Source organism: Enterobacter sp. 5-4 (genome assembly GCF_000612205.1).
Lineage (GTDB): Bacteria > Pseudomonadota > Gammaproteobacteria > Enterobacterales > Enterobacteriaceae > Enterobacter > Enterobacter roggenkampii.
On record NZ_JFHW01000022.1, the window covers coordinates 102,677 to 119,269 of the forward strand.

Sequence of the window (16,593 nt, forward strand, 5' to 3'; positions counted from 1 at the left end):
GTAAACCGTGCCGATTACAGGCTGGATACGTTCTCAGACAGGTATTTAGCTACGCCGTCTGGGGAAGCAGCCATACCTTCTTTACCTTTTTCCCACTGAGCCGGGCACACTTCGCCGTGCTCTTCGTGGAACTGCAGCGCGTCAACCATGCGCAGCATTTCGTCGATGTTACGACCCAGCGGCAGATCGTTCACAACCTGGTGACGAACGATGCCGTTCGCGTCGATCAGGAAGGAACCGCGCAGCGCAACGCCAGCGTCCGGATGTTCGATACCGTAAGCCTGCTGGATTTCGCGTTTGATGTCCGCAACCATTGCGTATTTCACCGCACCGATGCCGCCTTTGTCGACAGGGGTGTTACGCCATGCGTTGTGTACAAACTCAGAGTCGAAGGAGACGCCAACCACTTCTACGCCACGCTTCTGGAATTCTTCATAACGTTTGTCGAACGCGATCAGCTCAGACGGGCAAACGAAAGTGAAGTCCATTGGCCAGAAGAACAGAACGGTCGCTTTACCGTTGGTGTGCTGTTTGAAGTTGAAGTTTTCAACGATTTCACCGTTGCCCAGAACTGCTGCAGCTGTAAAATCCGGAGCCGGACGAGTTACCAGAACCATATGATTCTCCTGTAGATACTAAGGTTATTTGGAACGCAACGCGAGCCAGTATAGAGAGTGTTCATGGATAAGACAAAGAGGTGGTGACAATCGTTCCGCCAGCTTTTACCTATCAATACGAATTCTGTCAGAGCTGTTTGTTTTTCGCCTGCGCCATCATGCGCGGGTAAAACCGCCAGAAGCGGGTCTCCAGCGCATCGTAATGTTCATCCAGGTCATACCAGGAATCCCGCAGCGCATCCAGGCGCGGGCGACGGCTCGCCATCCCATTCAACACGTTCTGAATGAAATCCATCTCGCGATAGCGCTCCAGCCAGCGCTCTGACCACAGGTAGTTATTCAGATTCACAAAGCGCGGCGGCGAGTCGGGCAGAATGATCGACACCTGCTGATGGGCATAACGCACAAATTCCGGCAGGGGAAGCTCCGGCGAGAGCTGTGCCCAGTGGCGCGACAGGAAATGGTCCCACATCACATCAAGCGTGATCGGTGCGACGCGTCGCGTTTCCGGCCGAAACCACGCTTTGGCTTCCGTCACTTCCGGCAGCTTATCCGTCAGCACGTCGATGCGGCGGTGCATAAAAATCCCGTCGACAACCTCAGGGGCGTACGCTTCCGCGGGGTTGCCGCGTACGAAATCGGCCAGCAAATTGCCGGACAGGGAGCTGTCAGCGAGGTGAGCGAGATGCAGGTGAGCGAGAAAATTCATGCGTTTTATTTGTCCGGGGGCGGCTAGTTGTTGCAGCAAAAGGGTGTGAGCACTAGACTATGCCGCCTGTTTTTAAGTCACGAGTATACGTCATGCGCGTCGCCGATTTCTCCTTTGAACTACCTGAATCCCTGATTGCTCACTATCCCATGCCTGAGCGCAGCAGCTGTCGTTTGCTGTCACTGGATGGGCCAACGGGCGAGCTGACGCACGGTACTTTCACCGATTTGCTCGACAAGCTCAACCCTGGCGATCTGCTGGTCTTTAACAATACCCGCGTGATCCCGGCGCGCCTGTTCGGCCGTAAGGCCAGCGGCGGCAAGATTGAAGTGCTGGTCGAACGTATGCTCGATGATAAACGTATTCTGGCACATATTCGCGCATCCAAAGCGCCAAAGCCGGGCGCGGAGCTGCTGCTGGGCGATGACGAGAGCATCAAGGCGACCATGACCGCGCGCCACGACGCGCTGTTCGAGGTGGAGTTCAACGACGAGCGCACGGTGCTCGATATTCTGAACGCCATCGGCCACATGCCGCTGCCGCCGTACATTGAGCGTCCGGACGAAGAGGCTGACCGCGAGCTGTACCAGACCGTCTACAGCCAGAAGCCTGGCGCGGTCGCGGCCCCGACGGCAGGCCTGCACTTTGATGAACCGCTGCTGGAAAAACTGCGCGCGAAAGGCATTGAGATGGCGTTTGTAACGCTGCACGTCGGGGCGGGAACCTTCCAGCCGGTGCGCGTGGACAGCATTGAAGACCACATCATGCACTCTGAGTATGCTGAAGTGCCGCAGGATGTCGTGGACGCGGTGCTGGCGGCGAAAGCGCGCGGTAGCCGCGTCGTGGCGGTCGGTACGACGTCGGTGCGCTCGCTGGAGAGCGCCGCGCAGGCCGCGAAAAGCGAGTTGATTGAGCCGTTCTTTGGCGATACGCAGATCTTTATCTACCCGGGTTACCAGTACAAAGTGATTGACGCGCTGGTGACCAACTTCCATCTGCCTGAATCGACGCTGATTATGCTGGTCTCCGCGTTCGCGGGGTATCAGCATACGATGAATGCCTACAAGTCTGCGATAGAACAAAAATATCGCTTTTTTAGCTACGGGGACGCGATGTTTATCACGTACAATCCGCAGGCTTTGAATGAGCGTGTCGGGGAATAAGTCCGCGGCACCGTTTTACAACGTTGGACTGTTTTTCTGACGTCGGAGAAAAAATGAAATTTGAACTCGATACCACCGACGGTCGCGCGCGCCGCGGTCGCCTGGTGTTTGATCGCGGCGTGGTGGAAACCCCCGCGTTTATGCCTGTGGGCACTTACGGCACCGTAAAAGGGATGACGCCGGAAGAAGTTGAAGCCACGGGCGCGCAGATTATCCTCGGCAATACCTTCCACCTGTGGCTGCGTCCGGGTCAGGAGATCATGAAGCTCCACGGCGACCTGCACGACTTCATGCAGTGGAAAGGCCCTATCCTGACCGACTCCGGCGGTTTCCAGGTCTTCAGCCTGGGCGATATCCGCAAGATCACCGAGCAGGGCGTTCACTTCCGTAACCCGATCAACGGCGATCCGATTTTCCTCGATCCCGAAAAATCAATGGAGATTCAGTACGATCTCGGTTCTGACATCGTGATGATCTTCGACGAATGCACGCCGTATCCGGCCGACTGGGACTACGCCAAGCGTTCCATGGAGATGTCTCTGCGCTGGGCGAAGCGTAGCCGTGACCGTTTTGACTCCCTGCAGAACAAAAATGCGCTGTTCGGCATTATCCAGGGCAGCGTTTACGAAGATTTACGCGATATCTCTGTTAAAGGTCTGGTAGAGATAGGTTTTGATGGCTACGCTGTCGGCGGTTTGGCTGTGGGTGAGCCGAAGGAAGACATGCACCGCATTCTGGAGCACGTCTGCCCGCAAATCCCGGCGGATAAACCACGATACCTGATGGGCGTGGGCAAACCGGAAGATCTGGTTGAAGGCGTACGCCGCGGCATTGATATGTTCGACTGCGTCATGCCAACCCGCAACGCGCGTAACGGCCATCTGTTCGTTACCGATGGCGTGGTGAAAATCCGTAACGCGAAGCATAAGAGTGACACCAGCCCGCTCGATTCCGAGTGCGATTGCTATACATGTCGCAATTATTCTCGCGCGTACCTGCATCATCTCGATCGTTGCAACGAGATTTTGGGCGCGCGTCTCAATACCATTCATAATCTTCGTTATTATCAGCGCTTAATGGCTGGTTTACGTAAGGCTATCGAAGAGGGTAAATTAGAGAGCTTCGTGACCGATTTCTACCAACGTCAGGGGCGGGATGTTCCACCGTTGAACGTTGATTAATTTTAATAATGAGGGAATTTGAATGAGCTTTTTTATTTCTGATGCGGTAGCAGCAACAGGCGCTCCAGCGCAGGGCAGCCCAATGTCTCTGATTCTGATGCTGGTTGTGTTCGGTCTGATCTTCTATTTCATGATCCTGCGCCCACAGCAGAAGCGCACCAAAGAGCACAAAAAGCTGATGGACTCCATCGCGAAAGGCGATGAAGTGCTGACCAACGGTGGTCTGGTCGGTCGCGTAACCAAAGTGGCTGAAAGTGGCTACATTGCAATCGCCCTGAACGACACCACTGAAGTGGTCATCAAACGTGACTTCGTAGCTGCCGTTCTGCCGAAAGGCACCATGAAGGCGCTGTAATCCCAACTTTTCCCAAAGGGAACTGCCGTGTTAAACCGTTATCCTTTGTGGAAGTACATCATGCTGGTCGTCGTGATTATCGTCGGCCTGCTGTACGCGCTTCCCAACCTGTATGGTGAGGATCCGGCTGTTCAAATCACTGGCGCGCGCGGTGTCGCCGCCAGTGAGCAAACGCTGATCCAGGTCCAGAAAACGTTACAAGAAGAAAAAATTACCGCTAAGTCTGTGGCACTGGAAGAGGGCGCAATTCTTGCTCGCTTCGACACCACCGACACGCAGCTCCGCGCACGTGAAGCGCTGATGGGCGTGCTGGGTGATAAATACGTCGTGGCGCTTAACCTTGCCCCTGCAACCCCGCGTTGGCTGGCTGCGATGAATGCAGAGCCAATGAAACTCGGTCTTGACCTGCGTGGTGGCGTTCACTTCCTGATGGAAGTGGATATGGATACCGCGCTCGGCAAGCTGCAGGAACAGAATATCGACAGCCTGCGCAGCGATCTGCGTGATAAAGGCATCGCTTACACCACCGTGCGTAAAGAAGATAACTACGGCATGAGCATCACGTTCCGCGACAGCGCGGCGCGCGATCAGGCTGTAGATTACCTGACCCAACGTCATCGTGACCTGGTGATCTCCTCGCAGGGCAGCAACCAGCTGCGCGCGGTGATGACCGATGCGCGCCTGAAAGAAGCGCGTGAATATGCCGTTCAGCAGAACATCAACATTCTGCGTAACCGTGTAAACCAACTGGGCGTGGCCGAGCCGCTGGTACAGCGTCAGGGTGCTGACCGTATCGTGGTTGAACTGCCGGGTATCCAGGACACCGCGCGTGCGAAAGAGATTCTCGGTGCGACCGCAACGCTGGAATTCCGTCTGGTGAATACCAACGTTGACCAGTCTGCTGCCGCTTCTGGCCGTATTCCGGGTGACTCCGAAGTGAAACAGACCCGCGAAGGTCAGCCGGTTGTGCTGTACAAACGTGTGATTCTGACCGGTGACCACATCACCGACTCCACGTCGAGCCAGGATGAATACAACCAGCCGCAGGTTAACATCTCGCTGGATAGCGCGGGTGGTAACATCATGTCTAACTTCACCAAGGACAACATCGGTAAACCGATGGCGACCCTGTTCGTGGAGTACAAAGACAGCGGTAAGAAAGATGCAAACGGCCGTGCTATGCTGGTGAAAGAGGAAGAGGTGATTAACATCGCCAATATCCAGTCTCGTCTGGGTAACAGCTTCCGTATTACCGGTATTAACAACCCGAACGAAGCGCGTCAGCTCTCCCTGCTGCTGCGTGCCGGTGCGCTGATAGCGCCAATTCAGATTGTTGAAGAACGTACCATTGGCCCTACTCTGGGTATGCAAAACATCCAGCAGGGCCTGGAAGCGTGTCTGGCCGGTCTGGTGGTCTCTATCCTGTTCATGATCTTCTTCTATAAGAAGTTTGGTCTGATTGCGACCTCCGCGCTGATCGCGAACCTGGTGCTGATTATCGGCATCATGTCCCTGCTGCCGGGAGCGACGCTGACCATGCCGGGGATTGCGGGTATCGTTCTGACCCTTGCGGTGGCGGTCGACGCCAACGTACTGATTAACGAACGTATCAAAGAAGAGTTGAGCAACGGTCGCTCTGTTCAGCAGGCGATTGATGAAGGTTATAAAGGCGCGTTCAGCTCTATCTTCGATGCGAACGTAACAACACTGATTAAGGTTCTTATCCTGTATGCAGTGGGTACTGGCGCGATCAAAGGCTTTGCGATTACAACCGGTATCGGTGTCGCAACGTCAATGTTTACCGCTATTGTCGGCACCCGTGCCATCGTGAACCTGCTGTACGGCGGCAAGCGCGTCAAAAAGCTGTCTATCTGAGGAGTGCGTTGTGGCACAGGAATATACTGTTGAACAATTGAACCACGGCCGTAAAGTCTGGGACTTTATGCGCTGGGACTACTGGGCCTTCGGCATTTCAGGTTTCCTGCTGATTCTGTCCATCGTCATTATGGGCGTGAAAGGCTTTAACTGGGGGCTCGATTTTACCGGTGGTACGGTAATTGAAATCTCCCTGGAAAAACCGGTCGATATGGACCAGATGCGCGAATCGCTGCAGAAAGCGGGCTTTGAAGAGCCGCTGCTGCAGAACTTCGGCAGCAGCCGCGACATCATGGTGCGTATGCCGCCGGTGCACGATGCTAACGGCAGCCAGGAGCTGGGCAGTAAGGTTGTTAGCGTGATTAACGAAACAACCAGCCAGAACGCGGCGGTTAAGCGTATTGAGTTCGTCGGCCCAAGCGTGGGTGCTGACCTGGCGCAGACCGGTGCGATGGCGCTGCTGGTGGCGCTGATCTCCATCCTGGTGTACGTCGGTTTCCGCTTTGAGTGGCGACTGGCGGCCGGTGTGGTTATCGCTCTGGCGCACGACGTGGTGATCACCATGGGCATACTGTCGCTGTTCCACATTGAGATTGACCTGACGATTGTGGCATCCCTGATGTCCGTCATCGGTTACTCACTGAACGACAGTATCGTGGTATCTGACCGTATCCGTGAAAACTTCCGTAAGATCCGTCGCGGTACGCCGTACGAAATCTTTAACGTGTCGTTGACCCAGACGCTACACCGTACCTTGATCACCTCCGGTACCACCCTGATGGTGATCCTGATGCTGTTCCTGTTCGGTGGTCCGGTTCTGGAAGGCTTCTCCTTGACCATGTTGATTGGTGTCACCATCGGTACGGCGTCGTCTATCTACGTTGCGTCCGCCCTGGCACTGAAACTCGGCATGAAGCGCGAGCACCTGCTCCAGCAGAAAGTCGAAAAAGAAGGGGCGGATCAGCCGTCCATTCTGCCGTAAGGCGACGTTTACTGCGTATCAAAATCCCGGTCTGTTGACCGGGATTTTTTTTATCTGCTCCAGACAAACACTCCTGACAGTATGCTGTCAGGAGCCCTGTCGTAGACTCCTTCTGAACCCAAACAACAGGCAGGAGGATGTATGAAAAGCGTCATTAACTGGTTTGAAATTCCGGTCTCGGATATGGATCGCGCGATTAAATTTTATGAGCCGGTGATGCAGCTTGCACTGCGTCGCGAGAAAATGGACTGTGCGGAGCTGGCCGTTTTTCCGCATGAGGATCCCGCCACCGGAGGCGCACTGGCAAAATTTGACGGCGTTACACCGTCTTTGCAGGGCGCTATTATTTACCTGCATACTGACAATCTGGCGGCAACGCTCGATCGCATCGCCTCTGCGGGCGGTGAGTGCGTGTTTGGCCCGCTGGAACTGCCGCATGGCATTGGCACTATCGCCTTGTTTACCGACAGCGAGGGTAACCGCGTCGGCCTCCATCAACCTGCCTGAGAGCGAACTAAGAGATGACCCGACGCGCTGACCGTTTGTTTCAGATTGTGCAGATCCTGCGGGGCAGGCGTCTGACAACGGCAGCGCATCTGGCGGACCGGCTTGGCGTGTCCGAGCGCACGGTCTACCGCGATATCCGCGACCTGTCGCTTTCCGGCGTGCCGGTGGAAGGTGAGGCGGGGAGCGGATATCGGCTCATGTCGGGCTTTGACCTGCCGCCGCTGATGCTGACAAATAAGGAGTCCGAGGCGCTGATCGTCGCGATTCGCCTGCTCAAAACCTGGGGCGGGGAATCGCTGTCGCGCGAGCTGGAGTCGGCTCAGGAAAAGGTGCTGGCGATTCTGCCCGAGGAGAGTCGTCGAAAGGCGGAGCAGACGCGGATCTACGCCCCGGATTTTTGCATGCAAAGCCACTCCCGCAGCGATTTTGACAGGATTCATCAGGCAATTTCCGCCCAGCAGGTGCTGGCACTGCATTACCGTGATGAAGCAGGACAGCTGTCTAATCGTGAGGTTCAGCCGCTGGGGCTGTTCTTCTGGGGAGAGCGCTGGCTGCTGGCGGCGTGGTGTGAACGGCGCGATGACTATCGCTGTTTCCGGCTCGACAGATGCCTCAATATTGTGGCTACGGAAAGGCGGTTTAGCGAAAGTGCGGACAGGTCTTTGGCGGATTTTTTGCGCAAGGTGAGGCAGTAAAAAGCCGGGTGGCGGCTACGCCTTACCCGGCCTACATTTGGGTCGTAGGCCCGGTAAGCGTAGCGCCACCGGGCGAAACCCGCACTGATTAGAAGTTGTAACCTACAACCAGGTAACCACCCCAACCGGTAGAACGGACGTGTTCGTTCATCCATACCAGTTTAGCGTCGTCGTTCCACTGGCCGCCGTTGTGCCAGTAACGTGCCACAACAGAGTAATGCCAGTGATCGTAGTTCAGCGCCAGGATGTGGCTGGAGGCGATGGAGTCATTGGTACGCTGCTTAATACCGTTCTCTGCGTAACCGCTCTTATCGCCCAGATCTGAACCCCAGTCGAAGTTGGTGAAGCCGATATAGCTCAGATTACCGCCCCACAGCTGGGTGATTGGCACAAAGTATTTCACTTTGAAACGATAGCCATCCCATTCGTTCTGGTTTTCAGCGCCATAGTTCTGCCACTGATATTTGGCATAGACGTTCAGAGACAGGCTCATTGGCAGGCCGGTGTCGATGTCCGTACCCAGACCCATATACCAGGTGCTCTGACGACCGGACTCGTTGCGGCCCATGTCGTAAATGTAGTTGTTCGCGAAGTACCACTCTTTGAACGGGCCGAAGCTCAGATCGGTGCCGGTCAGCTTGTCGATGGAGAAGCGTGGTTCGATTTCCATGAACAGAGGGGAGCCGTGGTTCCAGATACCTTTAGCCTGAGAGTTACCACCGAAGAAGACCGGTGCATCCATGTAGCCGTAGAAATCAAACCAGTCTTTCTTGGCGAACGCTTCATATTCCAGGTAGGTATCGTTACGAATCTGAGGTCCGAAACGCGTGTGGTAGCTGCCGACCACGTTAACGCTCTGGTGCCACCAGTCGGAGAGGTATTGTGGTTTGTCGTTTTCCGCTGCGTTAACAGTGAAAGAAGAGGACAGTGCCAGCACGGCGCCAGCTGCGAGTAATGTTTTTTTCATAATCATGCCACTGATTGAAATTCCCTTCCGGGAGTGAAAAATGCGCGAATTGCGTTTCTAAATATTTCGTGTTTCTGCGGTGCCTATTATAGGAATCCCTGCTCACAAAAATATGTGTTGTTTCACATATCTCTCATACGCGTAATCGATTGCGTTCACGTTTGCGTACTTTAAACGGCCGGGATTGTAGCGGCAATCATTTATGTTGCCAATCCATACGAAATGTAAATGTTAGCGGAGTGACATTTCACTCCGCTAAAAAAAGAGGATTACTGCGCGGCGGGTTGAATGTCGTGAATGCGGATAAAGCCTAACTGTTCCGGCGTAAGGCCGCTTAACTGAAGCGGAATATCCACATCACTGGGTGCTAAAACACTGGCCGGGGCGGTGAAGAGCTGATTCTTCACGTTCACCTCCTGGTAGTTCTCCGTGGTGCCCTGGATCTGGCCCCACTCGACGGTGCCGCTGAAGGCCGGAAGCGGATCGTTGGACTCTCCCTTGATGCGTAATGTTGCACGAGTACCATCGGCATTCGCCGCCACATTCACCAGAGACATTTTTAGCGTGCCAATCTGGCTGTTCAGCAGGGCAGGCGTATTCGCCCCCGGCAGCAGGTACACCCCGCTGGTAGATTTCGCGTTCAGCGCGTTTTGCTGGGTGATCTTCACAGTTTCTTTGTTTAGCTTGTCCATCGCCGTATTGAGCGTATTGACGCTCTGTTTCATCTGACGGACTTCGGTTTGCTGTGCACAGGCGCTAAGGGTGAAGAGGCTCCCCACCAGCAATATTTTCAGGTAACGTCTTGTCATTGCGTTTATTTCCTTGAAATAACGGATCGTCCTAATGGTAGCCAGCATCATTGTGTCAGACATAGATCCTTTTTCTCAAAAAGCTCTTCCTTTGTTGTCAGGCCAGTTCAGGGTAAAATGAAAATCAGTTAACCAGATAACAGGGATACCGTATGCATTGCCCATTCTGCTCCGCTGTGGATACCAAAGTCATCGACTCTCGCCTTGTGGGCGAAGGGTCTTCAGTGCGCCGTCGTCGGCAGTGTCTGGTGTGTAACGAGCGTTTCACGACCTTTGAGGTGGCAGAGCTGGTCATGCCGCGCGTGGTTAAAAGTAACGACGTACGTGAGCCGTTTAACGAAGAGAAACTGCGCAGCGGAATGCTGAAGGCCCTTGAAAAGCGTCCCGTCAGCGCGGACGACGTGGAGATGGCGTTAAACCACATAAAATCTTACCTTCGTGGTTTGGGTGAGCGTGAAGTGCCCAGCAAGATGATTGGCAACCTGGTGATGGAGCAGCTGAAAAAGCTCGATAAGGTCGCCTATATCCGCTTCGCCTCGGTCTACCGCAGCTTCGAAGATATCAAAGAGTTTGGCGAAGAGATCGCCCGCTTACAGGATTAAGCTCATGCACGATGAGATGTACATGGCGCGAGCCATGAAGCTGGCGCAGCGCGGTCGTTTTACGACCCATCCCAACCCGAACGTCGGGTGCGTTATCGTTAAAGATGGCGAGATCGTGGGGGAGGGCTTTCACTATCGTGCAGGCGAGCCGCATGCTGAGGTTCATGCCCTGCGCATGGCCGGCGAGAAGGCGCGCGGTGCGACGGCCTACGTTACGCTGGAGCCCTGCAGCCATCACGGGCGTACGCCACCGTGCTGCGACGCGCTGATTGCCGCGGGGGTGTCGCGCGTGGTTGCATCGATGCAGGACCCGAATCCGCAGGTGGCGGGACGAGGTCTGTATCGTCTGCAGCAGGAAGGCATTGACGTCAGCCATGGCCTGATGATGCAGGACGCGGAAGCGCTCAACAAAGGTTTCCTGAAGCGCATGCGTACCGGGTTCCCGTATATCCAGCTTAAGCTGGGTGCCTCGCTGGACGGTCGTACGGCGATGGCAAACGGCGAGAGCCAGTGGATCACGTCGCCGCAGGCAAGGCGCGATGTGCAACGTCTGCGTGCGCAAAGCCATGCTATTCTCACCAGCAGTGAAACCGTTCTGGCTGACGATCCGGCCATGACCGTGCGCTGGGACGAGCTGAATGCCGATACCCAGGCTCTGTATCCGCAGGAGAACCTGCGTCAGCCGCTGCGTATTGTCATTGATAGCCAGAACCGCGTGACGCCGGAGCACCGCATCGTCCAGCAGCCAGGGGAAACCTGGATTGCGCGCACCAAAGAAGATACGCGCGCATGGCCGGAAGGCGTACGCAGCATCATAGTGCCGGAGCATAACGGGCATCTGGATCTGGTGGTGCTGATGATGCTGCTCGGCAAGCAGCAGGTGAACAGCATCTGGGTCGAAGCGGGCCCGACGCTTGCCGGCGCGCTGCTTCAGGCGGGGCTGGTGGATGAGCTTCTCGTCTACGTTGCGCCTAAACTGTTGGGCAGTGACGCGCGCGGCCTGTTTGTGCTGCCCGGCCTTGAAAAACTGGCCGATGCACCACAACTCAAATTTAGCGAGATTCGTCCGGTGGGTCCGGATGTCTGCCTCCACTTAACGACAGCGTAATTGCTCCCGAAATAGGGAAGCAGTGCGCAAAGTATTATGATAAAATCCGCCCCCCTGCGGGGCCAAATGAACCCGTAAAGGAAGAGTATGAACATTATTGAAGCTGCTGTAGCTACCCCGGACGCTCGCGTCGCCATCACCATTGCGCGTTTCAACAACTTCATCAACGATAGCCTGCTGGAAGGTGCGGTTGACGCCCTGAAACGTATCGGCCAGGTTAAAGATGACAACATTACCGTTGTTTGGGTTCCAGGCGCTTACGAACTGCCACTGGCGGCGGGCGCGCTGGCGAAAACCGGTAAATATGACGCGGTGATTGCGCTGGGTACCGTTATTCGTGGCGGCACTGCGCACTTCGAATACGTTGCGGGCGGTGCAAGCAACGGTCTGGCACACGTTGCGCAGGATGCTGAAATTCCTGTCGCGTTCGGCGTGCTGACCACCGAAAGTATTGAACAAGCCATCGAACGTGCTGGCACCAAAGCCGGTAACAAAGGTGCAGAAGCTGCACTGACCGCGCTTGAAATGATCAATGTATTGAAAGCCATCAAGGCCTGATTTTTTTGTAAGGGGAATTCCGTGAAACCTGCTGCTCGTCGCCGCGCCCGTGAATGTGCCGTCCAGGCACTTTACTCCTGGCAGTTGTCCCAGAACGACATCGCTGATGTTGAATACCAGTTCCTGTCAGAACAGGACGTGAAAGACGTTGACGTTCTGTACTTCCGTGAACTGCTGTCGGGAGTGGCGACTAATAGCGCGTATCTCGATGGTCTGATGAAACCTTACCTGTCCCGTCTGCTCGAAGAGCTGGGTCAGGTAGAAAAAGCAGTGTTGCGCATTGCGCTGTTTGAGCTGTCTAAACGTGATGATGTGCCGTACAAAGTGGCCATCAACGAAGCGATCGAACTGGCGAAAACCTTCGGCGCTGAAGACAGCCACAAGTTTGTAAACGGCGTACTTGATAAAGCAGCACCTGCGATCCGTCCCCACAAAAAGTGATCCGCAAACCGGAGTTTTGCATTGCCTGACGGGCAGTGCGGCTCCGGTTTTTTCTTTTATTTGCTGAGGCATAACGTATGGCATGCGGCGAATTTTCCCTGATTGCCCGTTATTTCGACCGTGTCAGAACCTCTCGTCTTGATGTTGAAACCGGCATCGGCGATGACTGTGCACTTCTCAATATTCCCGAAAAACAGACGCTGGCAATCAGCACCGACACCTTAGTGTGCGGACGTCATTTTTTACCGGATATCGATCCTGCCGATCTGGCGTATAAGGCGCTGGCGGTTAACGTCAGCGATCTGGCGGCGATGGGGGCCGATCCCGCGTGGTTAACCCTGGCGCTGACGCTGCCTGAGGTAGACGAAGCCTGGCTTGAAGCATTCAGCGATGCGCTGTTTGAGCAGCTTAACTACTACGATATGCAGCTGATTGGCGGTGATACCACTGCCGGGCCGCTGTCGATGACGCTGGCGATCCATGGCTATGTACCGCTTGGTCGCGCGCTGAAGCGTTCGGGTGCAAAACCCGGCGACTGGATCTACGTGACCGGTACACCGGGCGACAGCGCCGCGGGCCTGGCGATTCTTCAGGATCGCTTAACCGTGAAGAACGCTGACGATGCGGCGTATCTGGTGAAACGCCATCTGCGCCCGACGCCGCGTATTCTGCACGGTCAGGCGCTGCGCGAGCGCGCAAGCTCGGCTATCGATCTCTCTGACGGGCTGATCTCAGATCTTGGCCATATCCTGAAGGCCAGCGGTGTCGGCGCGCGCGTTGACCTGGATCTGTTCCCGCTGTCAGAGGAACTGCTTCGTCATGTCGAACCTGAGCAGGCACTGCGCTGGGCGCTGTCCGGTGGTGAAGATTATGAACTGTGCTTTACCGTTCCGGAGCTGAACCGTGGAACGCTCGACGTGGCGTTAGCGCATCTTGGCGCGAAATTCACCTGTATCGGGCAGATCATGCCGGAGAGTGAAGGGCTGAAGTTTGTGAAAGACGGTGCGCCGGTTACGCTGGACTGGAAAGGGTACGATCACTTCGCGTGAGTTTGTACGCTCTGTAATGCCGGGTGGCGGCTCCGCCTTACCCGGCCTACAAAAAAGATGGGGCTTATTTAAACCCCACCACCGGATGCTGCTGATACGGCGTCTCCAGCTCGGCAACCTGTTCGGGCGTCAGCGTGATATCCACCGCGTTTAACAGTTCGTCCAACTGCTCTTCCCGGGACGTGCCGATAATGGGAGCCGCGACGCCGCGTTTACCCAGCAGCCATGCCAGCGCTACCTGGGCGCGGGTTGCGCCGGTATCGTCGGCAATCCCGGCCAGGCGTTCGGCAATCAGTGCATCGCTGGCCTCTGTTCCTTCATAGAGATTTTTTCCCACTTCATCCGAGACCAGACGGGCCGTAGTTTCGCCCCACGGACGGGTCAGGCGACCGCGCGCGAGCGGGCTCCACGGGATGACCGCCACGCCCTCCTGATGGCACAGCGGCAACATCTCACGCTCTTCTTCTCGATAGATCAGATTGTAGTGATCCTGCATGGTGACAAAGCGCGCCCAGCCGTGCTGCGCCTGCAGATCCAGCGCCTGAGCGAACTGCGCCGCGTGCATCGACGATGCGCCGATGTAGCGTGCTTTACCGGCTTTGACGACGTCGTTGAGCGCCTCAAGCGTCTCCTCGATCGGCGTGTTGTAATCCCAGCGGTGAATTTGCAGCAGGTCGACGTAATCCATGTTCAGGCGCCTGAGGCTGTCGTCAATGGAACGCAGGATCTGCGCGCGAGAAAGGCCTTGCGGCAGGTCGCCCACCGGGTAGTACACCTTGGTGGCAACGACGATGTCATCCCGACGGGCAAAATCGCGCAGGGCGCGGCCGACAATCTCCTCGCTGCTGCCGTCGGAGTAGCTGTTGGCGGTGTCAAAGAAGTTAATGCCGCCCTCGATGGCGCGTTTGATGATCGGACGGCTGCTCTCTTCCGGCAGCGTCCAGGCGTGGTTCCCCCGATCGGGCTCGCCAAAGGTCATGCATCCCAGACAAAGTCGGGAAACCTTAAGGTCCGTTTTTCCTAATGTTGTGTATTGCACGGTTCCGCTCCTGCTGTTTAAACAATACGTTTAAGCATAGCAGGAGCGGAAAAGGGGGGAGGGATCAGTCCAGCCAGGCGCGGATTTTAGCTTCGATACCGGCAGCGTCCAGGCCAATCGCCGCGCGGGCTTCGTCCTGGGTACCTTGCGGGATGAAATAGTCCGGCAGGCCGAGGTTCAGCACCGGAACGGCTTTACGGTTTGCCATCAGCACCTCGTTCACGCCGCTGCCCGCACCGCCCATAATCGCGTTCTCTTCCAGCGTGACCAGCACGTCGTGCGCCTCAGCCATACTCAGGATCAGGGATTCGTCGAGCGGCTTCACAAAGCGCATATCCACGAGGGTGGCATTCAGCGTTTCAGCTACTTTAGCCGCCTCTGGCATCAGCGTGCCGAAGTTCAGGATCGCCACTTTCTCACCGCGACGTTTAACCAGACCTTTACCGATCGCCAGCTTCTCCAGCGGCTGCAGCTCAACGCCCACCGCATTGCCGCGCGGATAGCGAACGGCGCTTGGTCCATCCTGATAATGGTAGCCGGTAAACAGCATCTGACGACATTCGTTCTCGTCGCTTGGCGTCATGATCACCATATCTGGAATGCAGCGCAGGAAGGACAGGTCAAACGCGCCCTGGTGCGTCTGGCCGTCGGCACCGACGATGCCCGCACGATCGATAGCAAACAGCACCGGCAGCTTCTGGATCGCCACGTCGTGGATCACCTGATCGTAGGCGCGCTGCAGGAAGGTGGAATAGATAGCGACAACCGGTTTGTAGCCGCCGATCGCCAGGCCCGCTGCAAATGTCACCGCGTGCTGCTCGGCAATGGCCACGTCGAAATACTGGTCAGGGTATTTTTTAGAGAACTCTACCATGCCGGAGCCTTCGCGCATGGCCGGGGTGATCGCCATCAGCTTGTTGTCTTTTGCGGCGGTTTCGCACAGCCAGTCGCCGAAGATTTTTGAATAGCTCGGCATGCCGCCGCTGCTTTTCGGCAGACAGCCGCTGGACGGGTCAAATTTCGGTACCGCGTGGAAGGTAATCGGATCTTTTTCCGCTGGTTCGTAGCCACGCCCTTTTTTGGTCATGATGTGCAGGAACTGCGGGCCTTTCAGGTCGCGCATGTTCTTGAGCGTGGTGACCAGCCCCAGTACGTCGTGGCCGTCAACCGGGCCAATATAGTTAAAGCCCAGCTCCTCAAACAGGGTACCCGGCACGACCATGCCTTTGATGTGCTCTTCGGTACGCTTAAGCAGCTCTTTGATCGGCGGTACGCCGGAGAAGACTTTTTTACCGCCTTCACGCAGCGAGGAGTAAAGCTTGCCGGAGAGCAGCTGTGCCAGATGGTTGTTCAGCGCGCCAACGTTCTCGGAGATCGACATTTCGTTATCGTTGAGGATAACCAGCATGTCCGGCTTGATGTCGCCCGCATGGTTCATGGCTTCGAAGGCCATACCCGCGGTGATGGCACCGTCGCCAATCACGCAGACGGTGCGGCGCTGCTTGTTCTCTTTCTCGGCGGCGACGGCAATACCGATGCCCGCAGAAATGGAGGTGGAGGAATGGCCGACGCTCAGCACGTCATACTCGCTCTCACCGCGCCACGGGAACGGATGCAGGCCACCTTTCTGACGAATAGTGCCAATTTTATCGCGACGTCCGGTCAGAATTTTGTGCGGATAGGCCTGGTGGCCCACGTCCCAGATGAGCTGATCGAACGGCGTGTTATAGACGTAGTGCAGCGCCACGGTCAGCTCTACCGTGCCAAGCCCGGAGGCGAAATGGCCGCTGGAGCGGCTTACGCTGTCGAGCAGGTAGCGACGCAGCTCGTCGCACAGCTTCGGCAGGCTCTCTTTCGGCAACAGACGTAACTCCTGGGTGGAGTCAACTAACGCCAGTGTCGGGTATTTGGCAATATCAAAACTCATCAAAGGCTC

18 protein-coding genes are annotated in these 16,593 nt (G+C 56.0%); 12 read left to right on the forward strand and 6 right to left on the reverse strand.

The window, feature by feature from the left end:
• Nucleotides 1-14: 14 nt before the first annotated feature.
• Nucleotides 15-617, reverse strand: coding sequence for a peroxiredoxin (locus tag AA74_RS0114000; protein ID WP_008503347.1), 603 nt, complete (start codon nucleotides 615-617; stop codon nucleotides 15-17).
• A gap of 127 nt (nucleotides 618-744) precedes the next feature.
• Entirely contained in the window at nucleotides 745-1,326 is a 582-nt protein-coding gene (gene acpH / locus AA74_RS0114005; RefSeq protein ID WP_023293170.1) for an ACP phosphodiesterase, read from the reverse strand.
• A 92-nt stretch (nucleotides 1,327-1,418) separates the two neighbouring features.
• Between acpH and queA the strand changes: the two genes are divergently transcribed.
• The 7 genes from queA to AA74_RS0114040 all read left to right on the forward strand — a co-directional run bounded on the left by queA (nucleotide 1,419) and on the right by AA74_RS0114040 (nucleotide 8,084).
• Nucleotides 1,419-2,489 carry a tRNA preQ1(34) S-adenosylmethionine ribosyltransferase-isomerase QueA gene (gene queA / locus AA74_RS0114010; protein WP_025912620.1) on the forward strand — a complete coding sequence of 357 codons (1,071 nt, stop codon included), beginning with the start codon at nucleotides 1,419-1,421 and terminating at the stop codon, nucleotides 2,487-2,489.
• Between the two features lie 53 nt (nucleotides 2,490-2,542).
• Entirely contained in the window at nucleotides 2,543-3,670 is a 1,128-nt protein-coding gene (gene tgt, locus AA74_RS0114015) for a tRNA guanosine(34) transglycosylase Tgt (protein WP_003859110.1), read from the forward strand.
• A 22-nt stretch (nucleotides 3,671-3,692) separates the two neighbouring features.
• Nucleotides 3,693-4,025 carry a preprotein translocase subunit YajC gene (yajC, locus tag AA74_RS0114020; RefSeq protein ID WP_000007630.1) on the forward strand — a complete coding sequence of 111 codons (333 nt, stop codon included), beginning with the start codon at nucleotides 3,693-3,695 and terminating at the stop codon, nucleotides 4,023-4,025.
• Between the two features lie 27 nt (nucleotides 4,026-4,052).
• A complete protein-coding gene (gene secD, locus AA74_RS0114025; RefSeq protein WP_071998367.1) occupies nucleotides 4,053-5,900 on the forward strand; it encodes a protein translocase subunit SecD in 1,848 nt (615 codons plus the stop codon).
• Between the two features lie 10 nt (nucleotides 5,901-5,910).
• Complete coding sequence (secF, locus tag AA74_RS0114030) at nucleotides 5,911-6,882, forward strand: protein translocase subunit SecF (protein ID WP_008503342.1); 972 nt, start codon at nucleotides 5,911-5,913, stop codon at nucleotides 6,880-6,882.
• A gap of 141 nt (nucleotides 6,883-7,023) precedes the next feature.
• Nucleotides 7,024-7,389, forward strand: coding sequence for a VOC family protein (locus tag AA74_RS0114035; protein ID WP_008503341.1), 366 nt, complete (start codon nucleotides 7,024-7,026; stop codon nucleotides 7,387-7,389).
• A gap of 14 nt (nucleotides 7,390-7,403) precedes the next feature.
• Nucleotides 7,404-8,084: a YafY family protein gene (locus tag AA74_RS0114040; RefSeq protein ID WP_023616119.1), complete on the forward strand. Its 681-nt coding sequence runs from the start codon at nucleotides 7,404-7,406 to the stop codon at nucleotides 8,082-8,084.
• 88 nt (nucleotides 8,085-8,172) lie between these two features.
• Here the strand turns inward: AA74_RS0114040 and AA74_RS0114045 are convergent, their stop codons facing one another.
• Both AA74_RS0114045 and AA74_RS0114050 read right to left on the reverse strand, forming a co-directional pair.
• Nucleotides 8,173-9,051, reverse strand: a complete 879-nt coding sequence (locus AA74_RS0114045) for a nucleoside-specific channel-forming protein Tsx (RefSeq protein WP_025912622.1) — start codon at nucleotides 9,049-9,051, stop codon at nucleotides 8,173-8,175.
• A gap of 269 nt (nucleotides 9,052-9,320) precedes the next feature.
• Complete coding sequence (locus AA74_RS0114050) at nucleotides 9,321-9,860, reverse strand: DUF3251 domain-containing protein (protein WP_008503338.1); 540 nt, start codon at nucleotides 9,858-9,860, stop codon at nucleotides 9,321-9,323.
• A gap of 152 nt (nucleotides 9,861-10,012) precedes the next feature.
• Between AA74_RS0114050 and nrdR the strand changes: the two genes are divergently transcribed.
• From nrdR to thiL, 5 genes are all read left to right on the forward strand, one after another.
• Nucleotides 10,013-10,462 (forward strand): transcriptional regulator NrdR, encoded by a 450-nt coding sequence (gene nrdR / locus AA74_RS0114055; RefSeq protein ID WP_008503337.1) that lies wholly within the window; start codon nucleotides 10,013-10,015, stop codon nucleotides 10,460-10,462.
• Between the two features lie 4 nt (nucleotides 10,463-10,466).
• The gene (gene ribD / locus AA74_RS0114060) at nucleotides 10,467-11,570 is read left to right on the forward strand and encodes a bifunctional diaminohydroxyphosphoribosylaminopyrimidine deaminase/5-amino-6-(5-phosphoribosylamino)uracil reductase RibD (RefSeq protein ID WP_023326783.1); all 1,104 of its coding nucleotides are present in this window, start codon (nucleotides 10,467-10,469) and stop codon (nucleotides 11,568-11,570) included.
• Nucleotides 11,571-11,657: 87 nt separating this feature from the next.
• Nucleotides 11,658-12,128, forward strand: coding sequence for a 6,7-dimethyl-8-ribityllumazine synthase (gene ribE, locus AA74_RS0114065; protein WP_003859098.1), 471 nt, complete (start codon nucleotides 11,658-11,660; stop codon nucleotides 12,126-12,128).
• A gap of 21 nt (nucleotides 12,129-12,149) precedes the next feature.
• The gene (gene nusB, locus AA74_RS0114070) at nucleotides 12,150-12,569 is read left to right on the forward strand and encodes a transcription antitermination factor NusB (protein ID WP_006809908.1); all 420 of its coding nucleotides are present in this window, start codon (nucleotides 12,150-12,152) and stop codon (nucleotides 12,567-12,569) included.
• Nucleotides 12,570-12,646: 77 nt separating this feature from the next.
• The gene (thiL, locus tag AA74_RS0114075; protein WP_021241664.1) at nucleotides 12,647-13,618 is read left to right on the forward strand and encodes a thiamine-phosphate kinase; all 972 of its coding nucleotides are present in this window, start codon (nucleotides 12,647-12,649) and stop codon (nucleotides 13,616-13,618) included.
• A 64-nt stretch (nucleotides 13,619-13,682) separates the two neighbouring features.
• Here thiL and AA74_RS0114080 read toward each other — a convergent pair whose 3' ends face one another.
• Together AA74_RS0114080 and dxs are read right to left on the reverse strand one after the other, a co-directional pair.
• Nucleotides 13,683-14,657: an aldo/keto reductase gene (locus AA74_RS0114080; RefSeq protein ID WP_025912623.1), complete on the reverse strand. Its 975-nt coding sequence runs from the start codon at nucleotides 14,655-14,657 to the stop codon at nucleotides 13,683-13,685.
• A 64-nt stretch (nucleotides 14,658-14,721) separates the two neighbouring features.
• Entirely contained in the window at nucleotides 14,722-16,584 is a 1,863-nt protein-coding gene (gene dxs, locus AA74_RS0114085) for a 1-deoxy-D-xylulose-5-phosphate synthase (RefSeq protein ID WP_008503333.1), read from the reverse strand.
• Nucleotides 16,585-16,593 lie beyond the last annotated feature (9 nt).

Bases quoted from the DNA above. Each gene is read 5' to 3' on its own strand.
- nrdR (WP_008503337.1), top strand. From the start codon at position 10,013: ATGCATTGCCCATTCTGCTCCGCTGTGGATACCAAAGTCATCGACTCT.
- dxs (WP_008503333.1), bottom strand. From the start codon at position 16,584: ATGAGTTTTGATATTGCCAAATACCCGACACTGGCGTTAGTTGACTCC.
- ribE (WP_003859098.1), top strand. From the start codon at position 11,658: ATGAACATTATTGAAGCTGCTGTAGCTACCCCGGACGCTCGCGTCGCC.
- tgt (WP_003859110.1), top strand. From the start codon at position 2,543: ATGAAATTTGAACTCGATACCACCGACGGTCGCGCGCGCCGCGGTCGC.
- AA74_RS0114035 (WP_008503341.1), top strand. From the start codon at position 7,024: ATGAAAAGCGTCATTAACTGGTTTGAAATTCCGGTCTCGGATATGGAT.
- AA74_RS0114050 (WP_008503338.1), bottom strand. From the start codon at position 9,860: ATGACAAGACGTTACCTGAAAATATTGCTGGTGGGGAGCCTCTTCACC.
- thiL (WP_021241664.1), top strand. From the start codon at position 12,647: ATGGCATGCGGCGAATTTTCCCTGATTGCCCGTTATTTCGACCGTGTC.
- acpH (WP_023293170.1), bottom strand. From the start codon at position 1,326: ATGAATTTTCTCGCTCACCTGCATCTCGCTCACCTCGCTGACAGCTCC.
- ribD (WP_023326783.1), top strand. From the start codon at position 10,467: ATGCACGATGAGATGTACATGGCGCGAGCCATGAAGCTGGCGCAGCGC.
- AA74_RS0114045 (WP_025912622.1), bottom strand. From the start codon at position 9,051: ATGAAAAAAACATTACTCGCAGCTGGCGCCGTGCTGGCACTGTCCTCT.
- AA74_RS0114000 (WP_008503347.1), bottom strand. From the start codon at position 617: ATGGTTCTGGTAACTCGTCCGGCTCCGGATTTTACAGCTGCAGCAGTT.
- AA74_RS0114040 (WP_023616119.1), top strand. From the start codon at position 7,404: ATGACCCGACGCGCTGACCGTTTGTTTCAGATTGTGCAGATCCTGCGG.
- yajC (WP_000007630.1), top strand. From the start codon at position 3,693: ATGAGCTTTTTTATTTCTGATGCGGTAGCAGCAACAGGCGCTCCAGCG.
- queA (WP_025912620.1), top strand. From the start codon at position 1,419: ATGCGCGTCGCCGATTTCTCCTTTGAACTACCTGAATCCCTGATTGCT.